15 protein-coding genes are annotated in these 20635 nt (G+C 69.8%); 7 read left to right on the forward strand and 8 right to left on the reverse strand.

Annotated elements, in window-relative coordinates; translation table 11 throughout:
• Positions 1-66: 66 nt before the first annotated feature.
• The 7 genes from HD599_RS14060 to HD599_RS14090 all read right to left on the reverse strand — a co-directional run bounded on the left by HD599_RS14060 (position 67) and on the right by HD599_RS14090 (position 9603).
• Complete coding sequence (locus HD599_RS14060) at positions 67-1296, reverse strand: multidrug effflux MFS transporter (RefSeq protein ID WP_246376204.1); 1230 nt, start codon at positions 1294-1296, stop codon at positions 67-69.
• Between the two features lie 467 nt (positions 1297-1763).
• Positions 1764-2774 (reverse strand): LacI family DNA-binding transcriptional regulator, encoded by a 1011-nt coding sequence (locus HD599_RS14065; RefSeq protein WP_184238637.1) that lies wholly within the window; start codon positions 2772-2774, stop codon positions 1764-1766.
• Positions 2771-3961 carry an ROK family transcriptional regulator gene (locus HD599_RS14070; RefSeq protein WP_343062084.1) on the reverse strand — a complete coding sequence of 397 codons (1191 nt, stop codon included), beginning with the start codon at positions 3959-3961 and terminating at the stop codon, positions 2771-2773. The genes HD599_RS14065 and HD599_RS14070 overlap by 4 nt, the downstream gene beginning before the upstream one ends.
• A 76-nt stretch (positions 3962-4037) precedes the next feature.
• Positions 4038-6368: an alpha-xylosidase gene (gene yicI / locus HD599_RS14075; protein ID WP_184238647.1), complete on the reverse strand. Its 2331-nt coding sequence runs from the start codon at positions 6366-6368 to the stop codon at positions 4038-4040.
• Positions 6368-7261 (reverse strand): carbohydrate ABC transporter permease, encoded by an 894-nt coding sequence (locus HD599_RS14080; RefSeq protein WP_184238649.1) that lies wholly within the window; start codon positions 7259-7261, stop codon positions 6368-6370. Before HD599_RS14080 ends, yicI begins: the two co-directional genes overlap by 1 nt.
• Complete coding sequence (locus tag HD599_RS14085; protein ID WP_184238651.1) at positions 7261-8235, reverse strand: carbohydrate ABC transporter permease; 975 nt, start codon at positions 8233-8235, stop codon at positions 7261-7263. Before HD599_RS14085 ends, HD599_RS14080 begins: the two co-directional genes overlap by 1 nt.
• 54 nt (positions 8236-8289) lie before the next feature.
• Positions 8290-9603: an ABC transporter substrate-binding protein gene (locus HD599_RS14090; RefSeq protein WP_184238653.1), complete on the reverse strand. Its 1314-nt coding sequence runs from the start codon at positions 9601-9603 to the stop codon at positions 8290-8292.
• Between the two features lie 192 nt (positions 9604-9795).
• Here HD599_RS14090 and xylA point away from each other — a divergent pair, with 192 nt between their 5' ends.
• From xylA to HD599_RS14105, 3 genes are all read left to right on the forward strand, one after another.
• On the forward strand, positions 9796-10986 hold the full coding sequence (gene xylA, locus HD599_RS14095; RefSeq protein ID WP_184238655.1) for a xylose isomerase: 1191 nt from the start codon (positions 9796-9798) through the stop codon (positions 10984-10986).
• A 93-nt stretch (positions 10987-11079) separates the two neighbouring features.
• Positions 11080-12534, forward strand: a complete 1455-nt coding sequence (gene xylB, locus HD599_RS14100; protein ID WP_184238657.1) for a xylulokinase — start codon at positions 11080-11082, stop codon at positions 12532-12534.
• Entirely contained in the window at positions 12527-14008 is a 1482-nt protein-coding gene (locus HD599_RS14105) for a family 43 glycosylhydrolase (protein ID WP_184238659.1), read from the forward strand. The genes xylB and HD599_RS14105 overlap by 8 nt, the downstream gene beginning before the upstream one ends.
• Here the strand turns inward: HD599_RS14105 and HD599_RS14110 are convergent.
• The gene (locus HD599_RS14110) at positions 14005-15006 is read right to left on the reverse strand and encodes a LacI family DNA-binding transcriptional regulator (protein ID WP_343062085.1); all 1002 of its coding nucleotides are present in this window, start codon (positions 15004-15006) and stop codon (positions 14005-14007) included. The genes HD599_RS14105 and HD599_RS14110 overlap by 4 nt on opposite strands.
• Positions 15007-15156: 150 nt before the next feature.
• On the opposite strand from HD599_RS14110, the gene HD599_RS14115 reads away from it, so the two are divergent.
• From HD599_RS14115 to HD599_RS14130, 4 genes are read left to right on the forward strand one after another with little or no spacing between them, the layout of a single operon-like run.
• Entirely contained in the window at positions 15157-16437 is a 1281-nt protein-coding gene (locus tag HD599_RS14115) for an ABC transporter substrate-binding protein (RefSeq protein WP_221420516.1), read from the forward strand.
• 2 nt (positions 16438-16439) lie between these two features.
• The gene (locus HD599_RS14120) at positions 16440-17426 is read left to right on the forward strand and encodes a carbohydrate ABC transporter permease (RefSeq protein ID WP_184238663.1); all 987 of its coding nucleotides are present in this window, start codon (positions 16440-16442) and stop codon (positions 17424-17426) included.
• Between the two features lies 1 nt (position 17427).
• Positions 17428-18279 carry a carbohydrate ABC transporter permease gene (locus tag HD599_RS14125; RefSeq protein WP_184238665.1) on the forward strand — a complete coding sequence of 284 codons (852 nt, stop codon included), beginning with the start codon at positions 17428-17430 and terminating at the stop codon, positions 18277-18279.
• On the forward strand, positions 18276-20597 hold the full coding sequence (locus tag HD599_RS14130) for a beta-xylosidase/alpha-l-arabinosidase (protein ID WP_184238667.1): 2322 nt from the start codon (positions 18276-18278) through the stop codon (positions 20595-20597). Before HD599_RS14125 ends, HD599_RS14130 begins: the two co-directional genes overlap by 4 nt.
• Positions 20598-20635 lie beyond the last annotated feature (38 nt).

A 20635-nucleotide genomic window follows, 5' to 3' on the forward strand; every position in this document is an offset into this window, starting at 1 on the left:
AGGAGCCTTTCTCCCCACAGGATAGCGGTGATAACGCAGCCCCAGAATTGGGGCTGCGCGGCCGCGTCAGTGCACGAGCGCCGGCACCGTGCGGGGGCGCACGACGACCAGCATCACGGTGAACGAGACCGCGGCGGTGATGGCCATGACCGCGCCCATCGGCACGGCGTCGTGGATGCCGAACAGCCCGACGATCGGCGAGATGAGACCGGCGAGACCGAAGTTGACGGCACCCATGACCGAGGCCGCGGTCGCCGCTTCCCCGCCGTGGTTCATCAGGCCGAGCACCTGCTGGCAGGGGAACGCGAACCCGCACGAGGTGATGAAGAAGAACAGGGGGACGAGGATGCCGGCGAGCCCGACGTTCGCCAGGTCGAGTGCGACGATCGTGAGGGCCGACACGAGCATGCCGGTGATCGCGCCGAACAGGATCCACTGCGGGCCGACCCACTTGGCCAGACGCGAGCTGGCCTGCACGCCGAGGACCACACCGACCGAGTTGACCGCGAACAGCACGCCGAACTCCTGCGGGTTGAGGCCGTAGATGTCCTGGAACAGGAAGGACGATGACGAAAGGTACGCGAATAGCCCCGAGAAGGTCATGCCGGCGATGATCGTCACGCCGACGAAGACGCGGTCGGTGAACAGCGCCTTGTAGCGCTCGCCGACGGAGCTGTGCCCTCGGTCCGACCGACGCTCGGCCGGGAGGGTCTCGACGAGGAAGAAGATCGCGGCGAGGATCGCGAGGATGCCGTAGGCGGCGAGGAACCAGAAGATTCCGCGCCAGTCGAGCACGATGAGCAGTTGCGACCCGATCAGCGGCGCGAGGATCGGCGCGAGGCCGCTCACCAGCGCGAGGCGCGACAGCATACGCACGAGAGGCAGGCCGCCGAAGAGGTCGCGCACCATGGCCATCGCCACCACACCGCCGCCGGCGGCGCCGACGCCCTGCAGCACGCGGAACACGCCGACCCACATGACGTCGGGGGCGAAGGCGACGCCGAAGCTCGCGACGATGTGCACCGCGGTCGCGATGATGAGCGGCACGCGGCGCCCCACCTTGTCGCTCCACGGGCCGACGAGCAGCTGGCCGAGCGCGAATCCGATCGTGGTCGCGGTCAGCGTGAGCTGGATCGCGGCCGCCGACACCCCGAGCTCCGCCGAGATGACCGGGAAGGCCGGGAGGTAGAGGTCGATCGTGAACGGGCCGAGCGCGGTGAGAGCACCGAGCACAACGACATAGACGATTCTCTGGCGGCGCGACAGCGAGTCGCCGGGGTGCACAACGGTGGTCAAAGGATTCCTAGGAGAACGAGGCGAGCGAGGCAGAACGCTCATGGCCGCACCCGGGTCGGCGGGCGGCGCGGACGGCCCCTACCTGCGAACCCCCGCTGACAACCCTATAACCAACGGATGTCGCACGCGCGGGCCCCGCGCCCGGGTTGTGCGGCGCTCAGCGACGTCTCGTTCGCGGCGGGTTGTTCCGCACGCGCAGGTTCGTGCGGGTGTGCGGCGCTCAGCGACGTCTCGTTCGCGGCGGGATGTTCCGCACGCGCAGGTTCGTGCGGCAGCGTGCGAGACAAAGCTCCGCGCGGCGTCCTGCGCGCGGGCGTAGGCGCGGGCCGCGCACCGGGTTTCGCGGCGGGCTCCGACCGCCCAACAGGATGGATCGCCGTCGCCACCCACCCAACAGGACGGATCGGGCAGATCGGGCCCGCACATCCTGTCGGCGGGCGGGCGAGAGCGCGCGGCGACCAGCGCGGCTACGGCCGCGGCGGCGCCGTCGACGCGCGCGGCACCAGCGCCGGCGGCGTCGTCGACTCCGGTGCGGCGACCAGCGCGGGGTCGATCTCGGCGAGCAGCCTCTCGACGAGCACGCGGCCCTGCTGGGCGTAGTCGACGCGCACCGTGGTGAGCGGCGGCCGGTAGAAGGCCGCCTCCGGGATGTCGTCGAACCCGGTGACGCTGACCCGGCCGGGCACGTCGACGCCGCGCTGTTCAAGGGCGAGCAGCGCGCCGAGCGCCATCTGGTCGTTCGCCGCCACGATCGCGGTGACCCCCGTGTCGAGCGGCATGGCGAGCGCGGCCGCGTGGCCCGACGCGGCACTCCAGTCGCCGGCGATGCTGCCGAGCGAGACGAGGCCGTGCGCGGCGAGCGCGTGTTCGTAGGCGAGCTCGCGGTTGCGCGCCGCCGCCCAGTCGCGCGGACCGGCGAGATGGAAGAACCCGCGGTGTCCGAGACCGGCGAGGTGGTCCACGACCAGCGAGAGCCCGGGCCCGTTGATGCCGTCCGGCTCCCGTTCCGGTTCGGCCTCGGTGATGACCGGCGCGGTGAGCGGGATGCTCGCGAGCGACAGCGCGATCAGGTCGACGGGGGCGAAGGCGAGGATGCCGGCGAGATCCTGCTGCCCGAGCTGGCCGAGCGCTCCCTCTACCGCGCGGTCGTCGGCCGGGTCGAGGTTCACGATGTCGAGCAGGTACCCGGCCCGACGCGCGCGCTCGCTCGCGCCCTGGATGGTCTTGCTCGGCCCGACCTCGGTTAGCTCGTAGACGAGCGCGCCGATGCGGTGCGACCGGCTCGTGGCCAGGGCGCGCGCCGCGAGGTTCGGCCGGTAGTTGAGTTCGGCGAGCGCCTCTTCGACGCGCTGACGGGTGGCCGGTTTGAAGCCCTCATGCCCGCGCAGGAAGAGCGCGACGGTCTGGTGCGAGACGTTCGCGAGCTTCGCGACGTCGTAGATGGTGGCGGGCCGGGATGCCGGCGACGGGACGGTCAAAACGTGGCGGGGTCGGTGAGCACGGAGGCGAACGCGAGTTCGGCGGCGCCGATCATCAGCAGGTTGGCGCCGAGGGCCGCGCGGCCGATGGTGACGCCCTCGCGGGAGGCGCGCAGCGGCTGGTGGGCGACGAGGGCGTTGAGGTGGGCGGGCGCGACCGCGTAGAGCGAGCCGAGGAACCCGCCGAGCAGGATCGTCTGCGGGTTGAGGGTGTTGATCGCGTTGCGCAGGGCGACCGCGAGGAAGTCGAGTTGGCGGTGCACCTCGGTGAGCACGACGGCCGACGACGACGCCAGCAACGCGCTCTCGAGCTCGTCGCTGTCGGCGTCGGTGAGGCCGACCAGTTCGAGTAGCGGTGCCCGCCTGACCTCCGTCTCGAGGCAGCCGACCCCGCCGCAGTGGCAGACGACGCCGGCGGAGTTGACGAGCGTGTGCCCGAATTCCCCCGCGTAGCCCGCGGCGCCGGCGAGGGTCGAGCCGCCGGCGATGACCCCGCCGCCGATGCCGCTCGCGCCGCCGTTGAGGTAGATGAAGTCGCTGAGGTCGCGCCCGGCGCCGAAGGTGCTCTCGGCGAGGGTGCCGAGACGCGCGTCGTTGCCGGCGACCACGGGGTAGCCGGTGGCGGCCGCCAGCATCGCGGCCACCGGTTCGTCGACCCAGCCGAGGTGCGGGGCGAGACGCACCACCCCGTCGAGCGAGCGCACGAGGCCGGGCACGGCGAGACCGACGCCGACGACGCGGTGCCCCGCCTCGAGCTCGGCGCGCATGCCGTCGATCACGGCTGCGCAGATGTTGACCGCCTCGCGCGCGGTCGGTTCGTGGTCGGTCGCGTAGCGGATCCGCTTGATGACCTCGCCGCCCAGCCCGACGACGGCGATGGTGACGGCGTCGATCTCCGGGTTGATCGCGATCACCACGGCGAGCGGCCCCGGCTTCACGATGGGGCTCGGCCGCCCCACCTGGGCGCGCACGTCGGAGTCGACCTCGAGCACCAGCCGCCGCTCGACGAGCTCGCCGACGAGGGCCGCCACGGTCGACCGGTTGAGCCCGGTGGCGCGGGTGAGCTGCGAGCGGGAGATGCCGCCGGCGTGGTGCACGAGTTCCAGCACGACCGCGAGGTTGTGACGCCGCAGCGAATCGGTGCTGTTGCCCCGTCCTGCCGGCTGGTTCCCCTCAGCCACGCTCACTACCGCCACCTATCCGTGACCGTCGGTCACCGAATCGCCACACCGTTTGGTGCCACCATATCCCGGCCGGGCACCGTCACAGCGACACGTCGGCCCGGCCGCCCGTCGCCCGCACGCTCTCACCGCCCACGACCGTCACCGTGAAATCGGTCAGGTCCGCGGAACTCACGGTCGCCACCCCGCCCGACCTGACGACGGTGATGACGGCGGCTGCGCCATCCGGGCTCGTCACATGGATGTCGCGGGAGCCGTCACCGGACGCGGGGTACAGCCGCAGTTCGAGCCCGTCGAGGTAGTCGTAGTCCGGCCGGTCGTCGCGCGCACCCACCGCGAGCACCGCACCGTCGCGCACGTAGAGCGGCAGGGTGTCGAAACCGTGGGTCTCGGTGCGCCATCCCGGGCCCGTGACGGTCTCGCCGGTGAAGTAGCTGGTCCAGAGGCCGGCGGGCAGGTAGAACTGCACCGCGCCCGACGCCGTGAACACGGGGGCGACGAGCAGGTCGGGTCCGAGCAGGTACTGCGTGTCGAGGTGGCCGACCGCCGGGTCCTCGGGGAACTCGAGCTGCATCGGCCGCAGCACCGGGGTGCCCGTCGCGGTCGCCTCGAGGCCGGCGGCGTAGAGGTAGGGCATCAGCCGGAGCTTGAGCTTCGTGAAGGCGCGGGTGACGGCGACCGCGCTCTGCGGGTCGGTCCCTGAGCCTGTCGAAGGGCCGTCGTCGTCGAACACCCACGGCACCCGGTACGAGTCGCTGCCGTGGAACCGGCTGTGGCTCGACAGCAGGCCGAACGCGGTCCAGCGCTTGAACACCCCGGCGTCGGGCGTGCCCTCGAAGCCGCCGATGTCGTGGCTCCAGAATCCGAACCCGCTGAGCGCGAGCGACAGCCCGCCGCGCAGAGTCTCGGCCATCGACTCGTAGCTCGACGTGGAGTCGCCGCCCCAGTGCACCGGCATCGCCTGGCCGCCGACGGTGGCCGAGCGCGCGAACAGCACCGCCTCCCCTTCGCCGCGTTCCTCGACGAGCAGGTCGAACACCGCCCTGTTGTAGAGCTGCGTGTACCAGTTGTGCATCCGCTCCGGGCTCGAGCCGTCGAAGTAGTCGACCCCGAGCGGGATCCGCTCGCCGAAGTCGGTCTTGAACGCGTCGACGCCCTGCCCGAGCAGCACCCGCAGTTTGTCCTGGTACCAGCCCACGGCATCCGGGTTCGTGAAATCGACGAGGGCCATGCCGGCCTGCCAGAGGTCCCACTGCCAGACGTCGCCGTTGGGCTTTTTCACCAGGTACCCGGCCGCTTCCGCCTCGGCGAACAGCGGCGAGCGCTGCCCGATGTACGGGTTGATCCAGACGCAGACCTTGAGGCCTTTGTCGTGCAGCCGCGAGAGCATGCCCACCGGGTCGGGAAACACGCGGGCGTCCCACTCGAAGTCGCTCCAGTTGAACTCGCGCATCCAGAAGCAGTCGAAGTGGAAGACGCTGAGGGGCAGGTCGCGCTCGGCCATGCCGTCGATGAAACCGGTGACGGTCTCCTCGTCGTAGTCGGTGGTGAAGCTGGTCGAGAGCCACAGCCCGTACGACCAGGCCGGCACCGCCGCGGGACGTCCGGTGAGCGCGGTGTAACGCTCGAGGATCTGCCGCGGGTTATCCCCGGCGATCACGAAGTACTCGAGGCTCTCCCCCGGCACCGCGAACTGCACGCGCTCGACCGACTCGGAGCCGACCTCGAACGAGACGTGGCCCGGGTCGTTGACCAGCACGCCGTAGCCGCGGTTGGTGAGGTAGAACGGCACGTTCTTGTAGGCCTGCTCGCTCGACGTGCCGCCGTCGGCGTTCCAGACGTCGACGCTCTGGCCGTTCTTGACCAGCGGCCCGAACCGCTCGCCGAGACCGTACACGAGCTCGCCGACGCCGAGCGACAGCTGCTCGTGCACGTAGGACTCCGCGATGCCCGCCCCGACCGGGCCGGCGTCGACGTGGGCCCCGGGCGCCACCCGCACGTACCCGGCCGAGTGGTGGCCGCTCGAGGTGAGCACACGGCCCCCGCTCTCGAAGCTCAGGCCCCACGGCGCTCCGGCGGTGACGCGCGCGGTCAGATCGCCGCTCGTGATCGAGCCGCCGTCCTCCCCCGCCGAGACGACGCCGTGACCCTCTTCCGCACCGACCAGGTCGAAGCCGCCGCGGCCGGTCGCGCCGCGGAAGTGCTCGATGCGCACCCCCACGATGCCGGGCAACGGCGAGCTCAGCGTCACCGTGAGGGTCGGGCGGTTGAGGGTGGCACCGCGGGTGGCGATCACCGCCGTCGGGGCGGTGACCGTCAGGTCGTGCGGCCCCGCGACGATGTCGTACGCCTCCTGGGCGTAGAGCGCGCTGACGCCGGGGCGCAGCTGCCAGAATCCGTCGGTGAATTTCATTACTTGACTGCTCCGGCCGTGATGCCCCGGGTGAGGGTGCGTTGGAAAATCAGGAAGAAGACGAGCGTCGGAATGAGACCGAGCAACGCGGAGGCACTCGTGGTCGTGACATCCATCAGCCTGTCGCCCTGCAGGACGGCGATCGAGACGGGCACCGTCTGGTTCGCGTTGCTGACGAGGAAGGTCAGCGGGATCAGGAACTCGTTCCACGTCCAGATGAAGAAGAAGATGACCAGGACGGCGAGGGTCGGCCGACTGATCGGCACGATCACCCGGGTGAGGATCTGCCACCGGCTCGCCCCGTCGAGGCTCGCGGCCTCGAGGATCTCCTTCGGGAACGTGCCGTAGACGCTCGACAGCAAGTAGGTGCCGAACGCGCTCTGGATCACCGTGAAGATGATGATCACGCTCCACACGTTGTCGTACAGTCCGACCTGCTTGAACATGTAGTACAGCGGGTAGAGCAGGGCCTCCTGCGGCAGCATGTTGGCGAGCAAGAAGAGCACGATGATCCACGTGCGCCCGCGCACCCGGCCGATGCCGATCGCGAACGCGTTGAACACCGAGATCACGACGGCGAGTATCGCCACCATGCCGCTGATGAAGAAGCTGTTCCACAGCTTCTCGGGAAAGTTCACGCGTTCCCAGAAGGCGGCGATGCCGTCGAAGTAGAGATTGCTGGGCAGAGACAGGGGCCCGGATGTCGCGTAATCCGCCGGGCTCTTGAACGAGTTGATCAGAATGATGACGAACGGCGCCGCGATGAGCGCGCCGAACACCACGGCCGCGGCCAGGATCAGCCAGTCGGAGACCGTCCGGCGGGTCTTGCGTTGGCGCAGCTTGAGCGGGTGTTCCGGCTCTGCCACGGTCAGTTCGGGGGCGATGACAGCCATCAGCGCTCACTCTCCGCTCGTTCTGCCCGGTTCTGGGCCTTGATGAAGACGACGGTCAACAGCACGATGACCACGGTGAGCGCGGTCGCGATCGTGGCGCCGTAGCCGACCTGCTGGTTCTGGAAGAACTCGCTGTACGAGTAATAGCTCGGCACGATCGTGCTGGTGCCGGGCCCGCCGCGGGTGAGCGTGTAGATCGGGCCGAAGACCTTGAGCGCGGCGATGGTGCAGGTGAGGGTGACGACGAAGATCTCGGGGCGGATGATGCTGACCGTGATCCAGCGGAACCGCTGCAGCCAGTTGGCGCCGTCGAGTTCGGCGGCCTCGTACAGTTCGGGGTCGACGCGCTGGAGCGCCGCCATAAAGATGACCACGGGGTAGCCGAGCTGGACCCAGACCATCACGAACATGATGCTGAGCAGGGCCGTGTCGGGGCTGCCGAGCCAGTTGTGCTGCAGGTCGCCGAGGCCGATCGCGGCGAGCACGGTGTTGAGCGCGCCGTTCTCCGGACGCAGGATCCAACCGATGACGATCGCGGCCACGGCCACGGGCAGCACCTGCGGCAGGTAATAGGTGGCGCGCAGGAAGCTCGCGACCCGGCCGCCGAACTTCTTGCCGACGAGGTCGAAGAGCATGGCGGCGAGCAGGAGGCCGAGCAGCGTCGGCACGATCACCATGGCGATGATCATCGCGATACTGTTGCCGAACGAGGTCCAGAACTTGGTGTCGCCGGCCAACTCGACCCAGTTGTCGAGGCCGATGAACTCGGGCGGCTTGATGCCGCGCCACTCGGTGAAGCTGAGGTAGATGTTCCACACCAGCGGGATGAGGATCACCACGAGGAAAAGCGCGAACCCGGGGATCAGGTAGAGCCAGAAGCCCGCCCTGCCGCCGGAGCCGCTGTTGGGGAGGAGCGACTGCTCGTCCGTCGATCGTGTCGCCCGACTCCGCGCGACCACGGGCACTACGGCCATGGTGAAACCTCTCGTGAAGCTGTGGCCGCGGGCGGGTGCCCGCGGCCACAGGGACTACTTGATGTCGTCGACGCCGGACTGGTAGTCGTCGCCGAGCTGCGTGAGCACCTCGTCGGTGGACTTCGTGCCGTTGACCAGCTCCTGCAGACCGGCGTTCAGCTGGTCGTAGAAGGTCGGCGCGGGCCAGTCGGGGTAGAACGCCAGACCGTCCGCCTCGGTGAGCGCGTTGAAGTTCGCGATCAGCTCCTGGCTCTTCGGGTCGGTGATGTCGGCGGCGTCCGCGGCGACGGGAATGCCGCCGTTGTTGCCGATCAGCGCCTGGATCTCGGGGCTCATCGTGATGTCGATGAATTTGTAGGCGAGGTCCTTCTCCTTGGAGTTCTCCGGCACGACCCACAGGTTGCCGCTCGAACCGGGCGACATCGCCGCCTCGGGGAACAGGAACGTTCCCCAGTCGAACGTGGTGATGTCGGTCACCATGCGCCCGTACCACCAGCTACCCGAGTAGAAGATCGGGTTGGTGCCGTTGATGAACGCGACGCCGGCGTCCTCGGCCTTGAGACCCGTCGAGTCCTTCGAGATGTATCCCTTGTCGACCCAGTCGGCGATCGTTTCGGCGGCGAAGGTGAAGTTGTCGTCGTGCCAGTCGACCGTGCCGGTGTAGAGCTGGTAGTCGTTTACCCACTCGCGCGTCGCGTCGTAGAGGGCGAGCTGGTAGAACAGCTGCCCGAGCGGATACTCGGCCACCGACTCGGCGAGCGGCGTGACGCCGTTCTCCTTGAACGTGGCGAGCGCGGCCTCGAACTCGTCGAAGGTCGTCGGCACCTCGATGCCGTACTGCGCGAAGGCGTCTTTGTTGTAGTACACCTCGACGAACTCGCCGTAGTTCGGGATGCCGTAGTAGCCACCCGACCCCATCACGCCGTCCTCGTCGTAGCGCGTGGTGGTCTGCAGAGACTCGGCGAGCTTGTCGTCCCAGCCGTAGGCCTCGACGGCCTCCGTCATGTCGGTGAGCAGACCCTGGCTGGCGAGCAGGCCGGCGGTCGCGTTTCCCTTGTTGTATTCGAGGATGTCGGGGCTGGCGTCCGAGTTGAGGACCTGGCTCGCGGTGGAGCGGATCTGCTCGAAGCTCTTCTCTTCGAACTCGACGGTGGCACCCGTCTCCTCCTCGAACTTGTCGATCGCGGCATCCCACGCCACACCCATGGCGCTGGTCTCGCTCTCGTAGTGCCAGAGCGTCAGCGTCTTGCCCTCGCCGTCGGGGTCTTTCACCAAAGGTCCGTCGTCGGCCTGGCCGCCGGTGCAACCCGCGAGCAGCAACGCCGCTGTCGCGAAGATGGCCCCTGCCGCAATGTGTTTCTTGCGCATCTTTTACCTCCTCGTAGAAGGAGCGCCGCCCGGTGCAGGCTGGCAGCCACTCCGATGCCAAATGTTGTAGGCGACAACATACACACAGTGTTACCGGTAAAGCTAGACCTTCGTCCGCGCGCTTCCCTCCGGGGCGGGAAATGGGATATGTTGTCTCGCAGAACAATTCACCAATGAAGTTGGAGTTTACCCATGGCAGCGACGCCCACCCGCGACGACAAGTTTTCCTTCGGCCTCTGGACCATCGGCTACAACGGCGCCGATCCGTTCGGCGGCCCGACGCGTGCCCCCCTCGACGTCGTACACGGGGTGGAGAAGCTCGCCGAGATCGGCGCTTACGGCCTGACCTTCCACGACGACGACCTCTTCGCCTTCGGCTCGACCGACGCCGAGCGCCAGACGCAGATCGACCGCCTGAAGCGGGTCCTCGCCGACACCGGCATCATCGTGCCGATGGTCACCACCAACCTGTTCAGCGCCCCGGTGTTCAAGGACGGCGGGTTCACCTCGAACGACCGCGCCGTGCGCCGGTTCGCCCTGCGCAAGGTACTGCGCAACCTCGACCTCGCCGCGGAACTCGGCGCCAAGACCTTCGTGATGTGGGGCGGGCGCGAGGGCGCCGAGTACGACGCCGCGAAGGACATCCGCGGTGCGCTCGAGCGTTACCGCGAGGCCGTGAACCTGCTCGGCGACTACGTCACCGACAAGGGCTACGACATCAAGTTCGCGATCGAGCCCAAGCCGAACGAGCCCCGGGGCGACATCCTGCTCCCCACTCTCGGCCACGCGCTCGCCTTCATCGAGACGCTCGAGCGCCCCGAGCTGGTCGGCGTCAACCCCGAGGTCGGGCACGAGCAGATGGCCGGGCTCAACTTCACCGCCGGCATCGCGCAGGCGCTGTATCAGGGCAAGCTGTTCCACATCGACCTGAACGGGCAGCGCGGCATCAAGTACGACCAGGACCTCGTGTTCGGCCACGGCGACCTGCAGAACGCGTTCTCGCTCGTCGACCTGCTCGAGAACGGCGGCCCGAACGGCGGCCCCGCGTACGACGGCCCGCGTCACTTCGACTACAAGCCCAGCCGCACCGAGGACGAGTCCGGCGTGTGGGACTCGGCCAAGGCCAACATGCGCATGTACCTGCTGCTCAAGGAGCGCGCCGCGGCATTCCGCGCCGACCCCGAGGTACAGGCGGCGCTGGCCGAGTCGCAGGTGGAGCAGATCAACACCCCGACGCTGAACGCGGGCGAGAGCTACGACGACCTGCTGGCCGACCGCGCGTCGTACGAGGCGTTCGATTCCGGCGCCTACTTCGACGGCAAGGGCTTCGGCTTCGTGCGCCTGCAGCAGCTGGCCGTCGAGCACCTGATGGGTGCGCGCTAACCAACCACGTGATCCCACGATTGTGCAGTTGTGCACGGTTTCGACACCCGATTCCGTGCACAACTGCACTCTCGCGTCTCAAGAAAGGCCCCCATGACCCTCGTCGCCGGCGTCGACTCGTCCACCCAGAGCTGCAAGGTCGTCGTGCGCGACCTCGAAACGGGCGCGACGGTGCGCACCGGGAGGGCGTCGCACCCGGACGGCACCGAGGTCGATCCCGCGGCGTGGTGGACCGCGCTCGTGGCCGCGATCACGGACGCCGGGGGCCTCGACGACGTGGCGGCGATCTCGATCGCCGGGCAGCAGCACGGCATGGTCGTGCTCGACGGCGAGGGACGCGTCATCCGCCCCGCCCTGCTCTGGAACGACACCCGCTCGGCCGGTGCCGCCGCCGATCTGATCGCCGAGTTCGGCGCCGCGGACCTGGCGGAGCGCACGGGATCGGTGCCCGTCGCGAGCTTCACGCTCACCAAGCTGCGCTGGCTGCAGCAGAACGAACCGCAGAACGCCGCGCGGGTGGCCGCGGTCGCCCTGCCGCACGACTGGCTCACCTGGCGGCTGCGCGGCTACGGCCCGGCCGGCGAGAGCCCGCTCGGCCCGGTGCTCGCCGAGCTCACGACCGACCGCTCCGACGCGAGCGGCACCTCCTACTGGAGCCCCGCGACGGGGACCTACGACCGCGCCCTGCTCGACGCTGCTTTCGGAAATTCAGGAAAAGGCCACGAGCTGGTGCTGCCGACCGTGATCGCCCCGGGGGCGCACGCCGGTACCGTGGGCAGACTTCCTGAATTTCCGACACCGGCAGGGGCAGGCGCGACGGGGATCGTCGTGGGGGCCGGCGCCGGCGACAACGCGGGCGCCGCGCTCGGCCTCGGCGCGGCCGCGGGCGATGTCGTCGTGTCGATCGGTACGAGCGGCACCGTGTTCGCCGTCACGGAGACCGCCGTCCGCGACGAGTCCGGCACGGTCGCCGGGTTCGCCGACGCGACCGGTCTCTTCCTGCCGCTCGTCGCGACGCTCAACGCCGCGCGCATCCTCGACGTCGTCGCGGGGCTGCTCGGCGTCGGCCACGAGGAGCTCGGCACCCTCGCACTCACCGCGGAACCCGGCTCGGGCGGCCTGGTACTGCAGCCCTACTTCGAGGGCGAGAGGACCCCGAACAGGCCGGATGCCGCGGCCACACTCTTCGGAATGACCCTGGCCTCGACGACCCGCGAGAACCTCGCGCGCGCGGCGGTCGAGGGCCTGCTCTGCGGTCTCGCCGACGGTCTCGGCGCGCTGCGGGACCGCGGCGTCTCCGCGTCGCGCATCCTGCTCGTCGGCGGCGCGGCGCAGAACGCGGCCGTCGGGGTGATCGCGAGCGAGGTGTTCGACGTGCCGGTATCGATCCCCGAACCCGGCGAGTACGTGGCGGCGGGCGCGGCGCGGCAGGCCGGCTGGGCACTGACGGGCGAGCTGCCCGCGTGGTCGACGGCGATCGCGGTCGAGCACCCGGTGCGCACGGCGGCGGTGATCGGCGAGCAGTACCGCGCGGTGGCGAGTGCCTAACCCCGTCCTGGCCGGCACCTACCCCGACCCCAGCGTCGAACGGGTCGGCGACGACTACTACCTCGTCACGTCGACGTTCGAGTATTTCCCCGGGCTGCCGGTCTTCCACAGCACGGACCTCGAATCGTGGAGGCAGGTCGGGCACGTCATCGACCGTGCCGACCAGCTCGATCTCTCCACGGTGCCGTCGTCGGGCGGCCTGTTCGCGCCGACCATCCGGCACCACGGGGGCATCTGGTACGTCGTGTGTACCGTGGTCGGCGGAACCGGGCGCACCGGCAGCTTCGTCGTGACCGCCTCGGATCCGGCGGGGACGTGGTCGGATCCGGTGTGGCTGGGCGACGCGACATCCATCGACCCTTCTCTCTTCTTCGACGACGACGGACGGGTCTGGCTCACCGCCGCTCGTCCGAGCGCCGAGCCCGCCTGGCCCGATCAGACCGACGTCTGGGTGCGTGAGTTCGCCCCCGCGACGCTGACGCTCGTCGGCGACGAGACGGTGCTCTGGCACGGCGCGCTCGTCGGCGCGGTCTGGGCCGAGGGCCCGCACCTCTACCGCCGCGGCGGCTGGTACTACCTGCTCGCCTCCGAGGGCGGAACCGAGTTCACCCACGCGGTCTCGGTGGCGCGCAGCCGCGACGTCGTCGGCCCGTACGTCGGCAACCCGGCGAATCCCGTGCTCACCCACCGCCACCTCGGCCGCGACTACCCGGTCGCGAACGTCGGGCACCCGGACCTCGTAGTGGCGCCAGACGGCGACTGGGTCGCGCTGCTGCTCGCCTCCCGGCCGTACGGCGGGCACCACGCGAACCTCGGGCGGGAGACGTTCCGCGTGCCGGTGTCCTGGGAGGACGACTGGCCGGTCTTCGCGCCCGGCACCGGTGTGGTCCCGGCGGATCCACCCCGTGCCGTGGCCCTGCACATGCCCCGTACCCTCGAGTGGACGCAGCTCCGCACCGGCGATCCCGCCTTCGCCCGCGTCGACGTGACCGCCCGCCGCGTCACCCTCCGCGCCAGTGCCGCGCCGCTCGCCGAGATCGGCACACCCGCGTTCGTCGGCGTGCGCCAACGCCACATCGACTGCAGCTTCGGCGCGACCGTCGACGGCGACATGCTCAGGGGCACGGATGCCGCGGGCCCGGCCGTGCGCCAGAGCGAGTCCGACCACCTGACCTTCACCCTCGCCGCCTATCCGCTGCGCCGGGTGACCCTGACCCGCACGCGGCGAGGCGTGGCCGAGGTCCTGGGCGAGGTGGCGGTAGGCCCGGGACCGGTGACGCTCTCGGTCGAGACCCACGGGCAGCGCTACGAGTTCTGGGCGGCGCAGGGCGCCCGGCGCGAGCTCTGCGCCGCGGTCGACGGCAGCTTCCTCAGCTCGCAGTCGGCCGGCGGGTTTCTCGGCGTGTGGCTCGGGCTGTTCGCGCGCGGCGGCGGCCCGGTCGTCTTCGACGAGGTCGGCTACGCGGCCGGTTAGACCGGCGCCCCGCCGACCGGCGCGGTGCTGTCGCGTACCACGAGCCGGGTGGCGAGGTCCATGCGGGGCGTCGACTCCGGCTCTGCTGCCGCGAGGCTGATCACGATGCGCGCGGCCTCCTCCGCCATGCGGGTGAGCGGCTGGTGCACGGTGGTCAGCGCCGGGCTCGACCACTGGGCGAGCTGCAGGTCGTCGTAGCCCACGACCGAGAGCTCGGCCGGCACCGCGATGCCGAGCGACCGGGCGGCGTCGAGCACGCCGAGTGCCTGCAGGTCGCTGCCGGCGAAGATCGCGGTGGGGCGGTCGGGCGCACTCAGCATGGCCCGCGCGTTCTCACGGCCGCCGTCGACGTGGAAGTCGCCGTAGGCGACGAGGCTCTCATCCACTGGCAGGCCCGCGGTGTTCATCGCCGACCGGAAGCCGTCGAGGCGCGCGTGCGAGCACATCATGTCGTCGGGTCCGGTGATCGCCGCGATGCGCGAGTGGCCGAGCTCGATCAGGTGGCGCGTCGCCTGGAGCCCGCCCGACCAGTTGGCGGAGCCGACCGACGGCACGTCGGGTGCCGGGTCGCCGGCCGGGTCGACCACGACGAACGGTATGGCGCGTGAGCGCAGCTGCACCTTCGACTCCTCGGCGAGGTCGGAGAACACCAGCACGACGCCCACCGGGCGGCGGCGCAGCACGCCCGCGATCCAGTCGGGCGCCGGCGAGTGCCGGGTGCCCGACTCGGTGACCACGACGCTCAACCCGTTCTCGCGCGCGACGTTCTCGACGCCGCGGATGATCTCCATCGCCCAGACGGTGTCCAGATCGGGGAACACCAACTCGACGAGGGTGCTTCGTCCGACCGGACCGGTGCGGCGCTGGTAGCCGTGCCGGTCGAGGATGCTCTCGACCCGCGAGCGGGTGGCGGCCGCGACATCCGACCGCCCGTTCAGGACCTTGGACACGGTGGACAGGGATACGCCCGCCTCGTCGGCCAATTCGTTGAGTTTCACTCGCCCGAGTGGGGCGTCGGCAGCGGTCATCTTTACTCGATCTCGTATTTGTTGTGCAAAACAACTTGTGCGGAACACACGGTACTGCCTAGACTCCGGATCATCCTAATCACTTTCGACATTGTTGTCGAAACTTTCGAGAGGCGTTCAATGATGAACACGCGCAGCATCAGGAAGCACGTGGCGGTGGGAGCGGTGGCCGTGATGTCGATCGGCGCGCTGTCCGCCTGCAGCGGGGGCGACGACTCCGGCGACGGCACGACCGAGCTCACCTTCTGGCACAACGGCACGGCAGACCCGCTCCTCGGCATCTGGCAGGACGCGGTCGACGAGTACGAGGCCGAGAACCCCGACATCAGCATCGAGGTGGTGCCGATTCAGAACGAGGACTTCGCGACGAAGATCCCTCTTGCCCTGTCCTCCGACAACCCGCCGGACATCTACTTCAACCAGGGCGGGGGGCTGCTCGCGACCCAGGCGCAGTCGGGCCAGGTCGCCGACATCACCGACCTGACCAAGGACTGGATCGACGGCTTCGGGCCGGCCGCCGCCAACTGGCAGGTGGATGGCGCGCAGTACGGCATCCCCTATGCGATGCACGTCGTCGGCTACTGGTACCGCACCGACCTGTTCGCCCAGGCCGGCATCACCGCGGTGCCGACGACGATGGAGGAGCTGGACGAGGCGGTCGACAAGCTCAAGGCCGCCGGCATCCCCCCGATCGCGGTGGGCGGCAAGGACCGCTGGCCCGACGCGTTCTACTACAACGCCTTCGCGCTGCGGGAGTGCGGCGAGGACGTGCTGAAGAAGGGCCTGGCCGACGCCGACCTCTCCGACGACTGCTTTACCAAGGCCGGCCAGGACGTGATCGACTTCATCGCGACCGAGCCGTTCCAAGACGGATTCAACGGCACGCCGGCACAGCAGGGCGCGGGCAGTTCGGCCGGCCTCGTGGCAAACGGCGAGGTGGCCATGGAGCTGCAGGGCACCTGGGACAAGTCGGTCATGCAGGGTCTCACCGACACCGACCTCGACCCGCTGCTCGGCTGGTTCCCGTTCCCCGCTATCGACGGCGGCGAGGGCGACCCCAGCGCGACGGTCGGCGGCGGCGACGGTTTCTCCTGCACGCAGGAGCACGTGGAGGAGTGCGTCGACTTCCTGCACTTCCTCTCCAGCGACGACATCCAGAAGAAGCTCGTCGAGGCGAGCGTCGCGACGATCCCCGTGAACGAGGCTGCGGCCGAGTCGATCACCGACCCGGTGGTCAAGTCGATCTACGACTTCAACACCGACGCGGCCTACGTGCAGGTCTACTTCGACATCGCCCTGCCGACCGGGGTCGGCTCCGCGCTCAACGACGCGGTCGCCAACCTGTTCAACGGCGAGGGCACCGCGACCTCGGTGGCCGAGGCCGTAGAGGCGGCCCGGTAACGATGAGCGCCACCACCGCCGCCGCGACGACCGACGTCGCGGCGGCGGCGGGCTCGCCGTCGACCTCCTCGACGACGCCTCCCCGCCGCCGTTCCCACCTCCGCAAGCGGCTCGAACTGCTGATCCTGATCGGGCCGGCGACCGTGCTCTTCGTCGCCTTCGTCTTCCTGCCGCTCATCGCGGCCGGCTACTACAGCCTCTTCGACTGGAACGGCTTCGGTCCTCTCGTCGACTTCGTCGGTCTCGACAACTACACCAAGGCGCTCGGCGACCCGCTCTTCCAGGGCGCGATCGGACACAACCTGTTCATCGTCGTCGCGTCGCTCGTCGTGCAGTTGCCGCTGAGCATCGCGCTCGCCCTGCTGCTGAACGGCAAGATCCGCGGTCGCACCGCGCTGCGCCTGCTCGTCTTCACGCCCTACGTGCTGTCGGAGGCGGTCACCGCCGTCATCTGGCTGTCGCTGCTCCAGCCGCACGGCGTCGTCGACGGGCTCCTCGAGGGCGCCGGCCTCGGCGGCCTCGTACAGCTCTGGCTCGCCGACCAGAACGTCGTGATGTTCACGCTGTTCGCGGTCATCACCTGGAAGTACATCGGCTTCGGCATCATCCTCTTCCTCGCGGGGCTGCAGGGAGTTCCCGACGAGTTGCGGGAGGCGGCATCCATCGACGGCGCCAGCGGGTGGCAGACCACCCGGCTGATCGTGCTGCCGCTGCTCGGACCGACCATCCGCATCTGGATCTTCCTCTCGATCATCGGCTCGCTGCAGCTCTTCGACCTGGTCTGGATCATGACGCTCGGCGGACCGGGCGGTGCGTCGACGACCATGGCCAGCTACCTGATCGACCGCGGCTTCCGCCGCTACGAATTCGGTTTCGGCAGTGCCGTCGCGATCATCCTCTTCGTCATCTGCTTCGTCTTCGCGCTGTTCTACCAGCGCTTCGCCCTCCGCCGCGACACGCAGGGCGCCATCACCGGAAGGGTCGAGTGACATGACCGCCACCACCGTTTCCCCGGCCTCCCGGCGGTTCACCTCCATGACGCCCGTGCGCTACCTCGCCGCACTGCTCATCGTCGGCGTCACCGTCGCGCCTCTGCTGTTCGTGATCCTCGGCGGGTTCCGCACCAACGCCCAGATCAACAGCGACCCGGCGGGCCTGCCGTCGCCGTGGGTGTTCACCAACTACGCGAACATCCTCGGCTCCGAGTCGTTCTGGCGCTTCCTCGGCAACAGCGCGCTCGTCTCGGTCTCGTCCACCGCCGTCGCGGTCGACCTGGGCTCGATGGCCGCGTTCGCGCTCTCCCGCTACCAGTTCCGCGGCCGGGAGGCGATCTACTCGATGTTCACGGTCGGGCTGCTCTTCCCGCTCGGGGTGGCGATCCTTCCCGTCTACCTGTTGCTGCGCCAGCTGCACCTGCTCGAGTCGTGGGTGGGCGTCGCGCTGCCACAGGCCGCATTCGCGTTGCCCGTCACGATCATCATCCTGCGGCCCTTTATGGCCGCGATTCCGACAGAAATCGAGGATGCCGCGGTCGTCGACGGCGCGACGAGACTCGGGTTCTTCTGGCGGATCCTGCTCCCGCTCTCCCGACCCGCGCTCGTGACGGTGTCGGTGCTCGCCTTCATCACCAGTTGGAACGGCTACCTGCTGCCGTTGCTCGTGTTCAACAACCCGGCGAACTTCACTCTGCCCCTCGGGGTCGCGACCTTCCAGTCGCAGTACTCGCAGGACACCGCGTCGATCCTCGCCTTCACCGCGCTCTCGATCGTGCCGGCGCTGGTGTTCTTCATCTTCGCCGAGCGCCACATCGTCGGCGGGCTCACCGGATCGGTGAAGGGATGAGCGCCGTGCTGCCCCGGGTCTCCGGCCCGTGGAACGACGACTCCCTGCCGGTCGAACAGCGCGTCTCGGCGCTCGTCGCGGCGATGACGCTCGATGAGAAAGTCGCGCAGCTCTACGGCGTCTGGGTCGGCGCCGCCACCGACGGCGGCGAGGTCGCCCCGCACCAGCACGACATGGACGACGCGGTCGATCTCGACGAACTGCTGCCCAGCGGTCTCGGCCAGCTGACGCGGCCCTTCGGGTCCGCGCCGGTCGAACCCGCGATGGGCGCGCTCTCGCTGCAGCGCACCCAGCAGCGCATCGTCCGCGCGAACCGGTTCGGCATCCCGGCCGTCGCCCACGAGGAGTGTCTCGCCGGCTTCGCCGCGTGGGGAGCCACCGCCTACCCCGTGCCGCTGGCGTGGGGTGCCACCTTCGACCCCGCCCTCGTCGAGCGGATGGCCGCCCGCATCGGCGTCGACATGCGCTCGGTCGGCGTGCATCAGGGTCTCGCGCCCGTGCTCGACGTGGTGCGCGACGCGCGGTGGGGACGCGTCGAGGAGACGATCGGCGAAGACCCGTACCTCGTCGCCACCGTCGCCACCGCCTACGTGCGCGGCCTCGAAAGCACCGGCATCGTCGCGACGCTCAAGCACTTCGTCGGCTACTCCGCGTCGAAGGCCGGCCGCAACCTCGCCCCCGTCTCGATGGGCAGCCGCGAGGTCAACGACGTGCTGCTGCCGCCCTTCGAGATGGCGCTGCGCGAGGGCGGCGCCCGCTCGGTGATGCACGCCTACACCGACATCGACGGCATACCGTCCGCCTCCGACGCCACCCTGCTCACCGGCCTGCTGCGCGACACCTGGGGCTTCACCGGCACCGTGGTCGCCGACTACTTCGGCGTCGCCTTTCTGAAACTCCTGCACGGCGTCGCCGGGTCGTGGTCGGATGCCGCGGCTCTCGCCATCACGGCGGGCGTCGACGTCGAGCTCCCGACCGTCAAGACGTTCGGCGAGCCGCTGCGCGCGGCGGTGGCGGCCGGTGTCCTCGACGAGGCGCTGGTCGACCGCGCCCTGCGGAGGGTGCTCGCCCAGAAGGCGGAGCTCGGCTTGCTCGACGCGGACTACTCCCCCGTCGTCGACACCGCCGCCCTCGACCTCGATTCGTCTCAGAACCGAGCGCTCGCCCGGCAGATCGCGGAGCAGTCGGTCGTGCTCCTGTCGAACGACGGCGCGCTGCCGCTGGCGAAACCGGGCCGCATCGCCGTGATCGGGCCGAACAGCGACGACCCGTACGCCCTGCTCGGCTGCTACTCCTTCCCGTCGCACGTCGGAACGCAGCATCCCGACTGGCCCGTCGGCATCGCGCTGCCCACCGTGCTCGACGCCGTGCGCGAGGAGTTCCCGGCGAGCGCCGTCGCGTTCGAGCACGGCACGGGTGTCGACGACTTCGTCACCGACGGGTTCGCGGCGGCGGTCGCCCTGGCCCGCGACTCCGACGTCGTGGTGGTCGCGCTCGGCGACCGCGCCGGGCTGTTCGGCCGCGGCACGAGCGGCGAGGGCTGCGACGCCGAGTCGCTACGGCTGCCCGGCGCTCAGCAGCAGTTGCTCGACGCGCTGCTCGCGACCGGTACCCCGGTCGTCGTCACCCTGCTCGCCGGACGCCCCTACGCGCTCGGGGCCGCGGCGACCGACGCCGCCGCCATCGTGCAGACGTTCTTCCCCGGCGAGGAGGGTGCCGGCGCGATCGCCGGAGTGCTCAGCGGCCGCGTCAACCCGAGCGGCCGCCTCCCGGTCAGCATCCCCACGCTCGCCGGCACGCAGCCGACGACCTACCTCGCGGCACCGCTCGCCCGGCGCAGCGGCGTATCGAACATCGACCCGACCGCCGCGTTCCCCTTCGGGCACGGCCTCTCCTACACACCGTTCGAGTGGCGCGAGTTCACCCCGGGGGCGACCGAGACGGCGACGGATGGCGCTGCCGAGGCCTCGCTCGTGCTGCACAACGGGTCGGGACGCCCGGGCGTCGAGGTCGTGCAGGTCTACCTGCACGACCCGGTGGCCTCGGTGGTGCGACCCGCGCAGCGGCTGGTCGGGTACGCGCGGGTGACGCTGGGCGCGGGCGACAGTGCCCGCGTCTCCTTCCGGGTCCCGGCTGATCTCGCCCAGTTCACCGGCCGCGACGGCTCGCGCATCGTGGAACCGGGTGACATCGAGCTGCGGTTCGCACGCTCGGCCGGCGACACCGTGTTCGCGTCCACTACGACGCTGACCGGCCCGCCGCGCCACGTGGACCACACCCGCGCGCTGCACGCGCGGGTGACGGTGACGGCCGCCTGATTCCGCGCTGAGGTGTGTCGCGCACGCGCCCGTTCGCA

The sequence above is a fragment of the Conyzicola lurida genome (assembly GCF_014204935.1).
Lineage (GTDB): Bacteria > Actinomycetota > Actinomycetes > Actinomycetales > Microbacteriaceae > Conyzicola > Conyzicola lurida.

Coding starts and splice junctions, on each gene's coding strand:
- HD599_RS14125 (WP_184238665.1), top strand. CDS start 17,428: ATGACCGCCACCACCGTTTCCCCGGCCTCCCGGCGGTTCACCTCCATG.
- HD599_RS14080 (WP_184238649.1), bottom strand. CDS start 7,261: ATGGCTGTCATCGCCCCCGAACTGACCGTGGCAGAGCCGGAACACCCG.
- HD599_RS14115 (WP_221420516.1), top strand. CDS start 15,157: ATGATGAACACGCGCAGCATCAGGAAGCACGTGGCGGTGGGAGCGGTG.
- HD599_RS14085 (WP_184238651.1), bottom strand. CDS start 8,235: ATGGCCGTAGTGCCCGTGGTCGCGCGGAGTCGGGCGACACGATCGACG.
- HD599_RS14120 (WP_184238663.1), top strand. CDS start 16,440: ATGAGCGCCACCACCGCCGCCGCGACGACCGACGTCGCGGCGGCGGCG.
- xylA (WP_184238655.1), top strand. CDS start 9,796: ATGGCAGCGACGCCCACCCGCGACGACAAGTTTTCCTTCGGCCTCTGG.
- HD599_RS14090 (WP_184238653.1), bottom strand. CDS start 9,603: ATGCGCAAGAAACACATTGCGGCAGGGGCCATCTTCGCGACAGCGGCG.
- HD599_RS14130 (WP_184238667.1), top strand. CDS start 18,276: ATGAGCGCCGTGCTGCCCCGGGTCTCCGGCCCGTGGAACGACGACTCC.
- xylB (WP_184238657.1), top strand. CDS start 11,080: ATGACCCTCGTCGCCGGCGTCGACTCGTCCACCCAGAGCTGCAAGGTC.
- yicI (WP_184238647.1), bottom strand. CDS start 6,368: ATGAAATTCACCGACGGATTCTGGCAGCTGCGCCCCGGCGTCAGCGCG.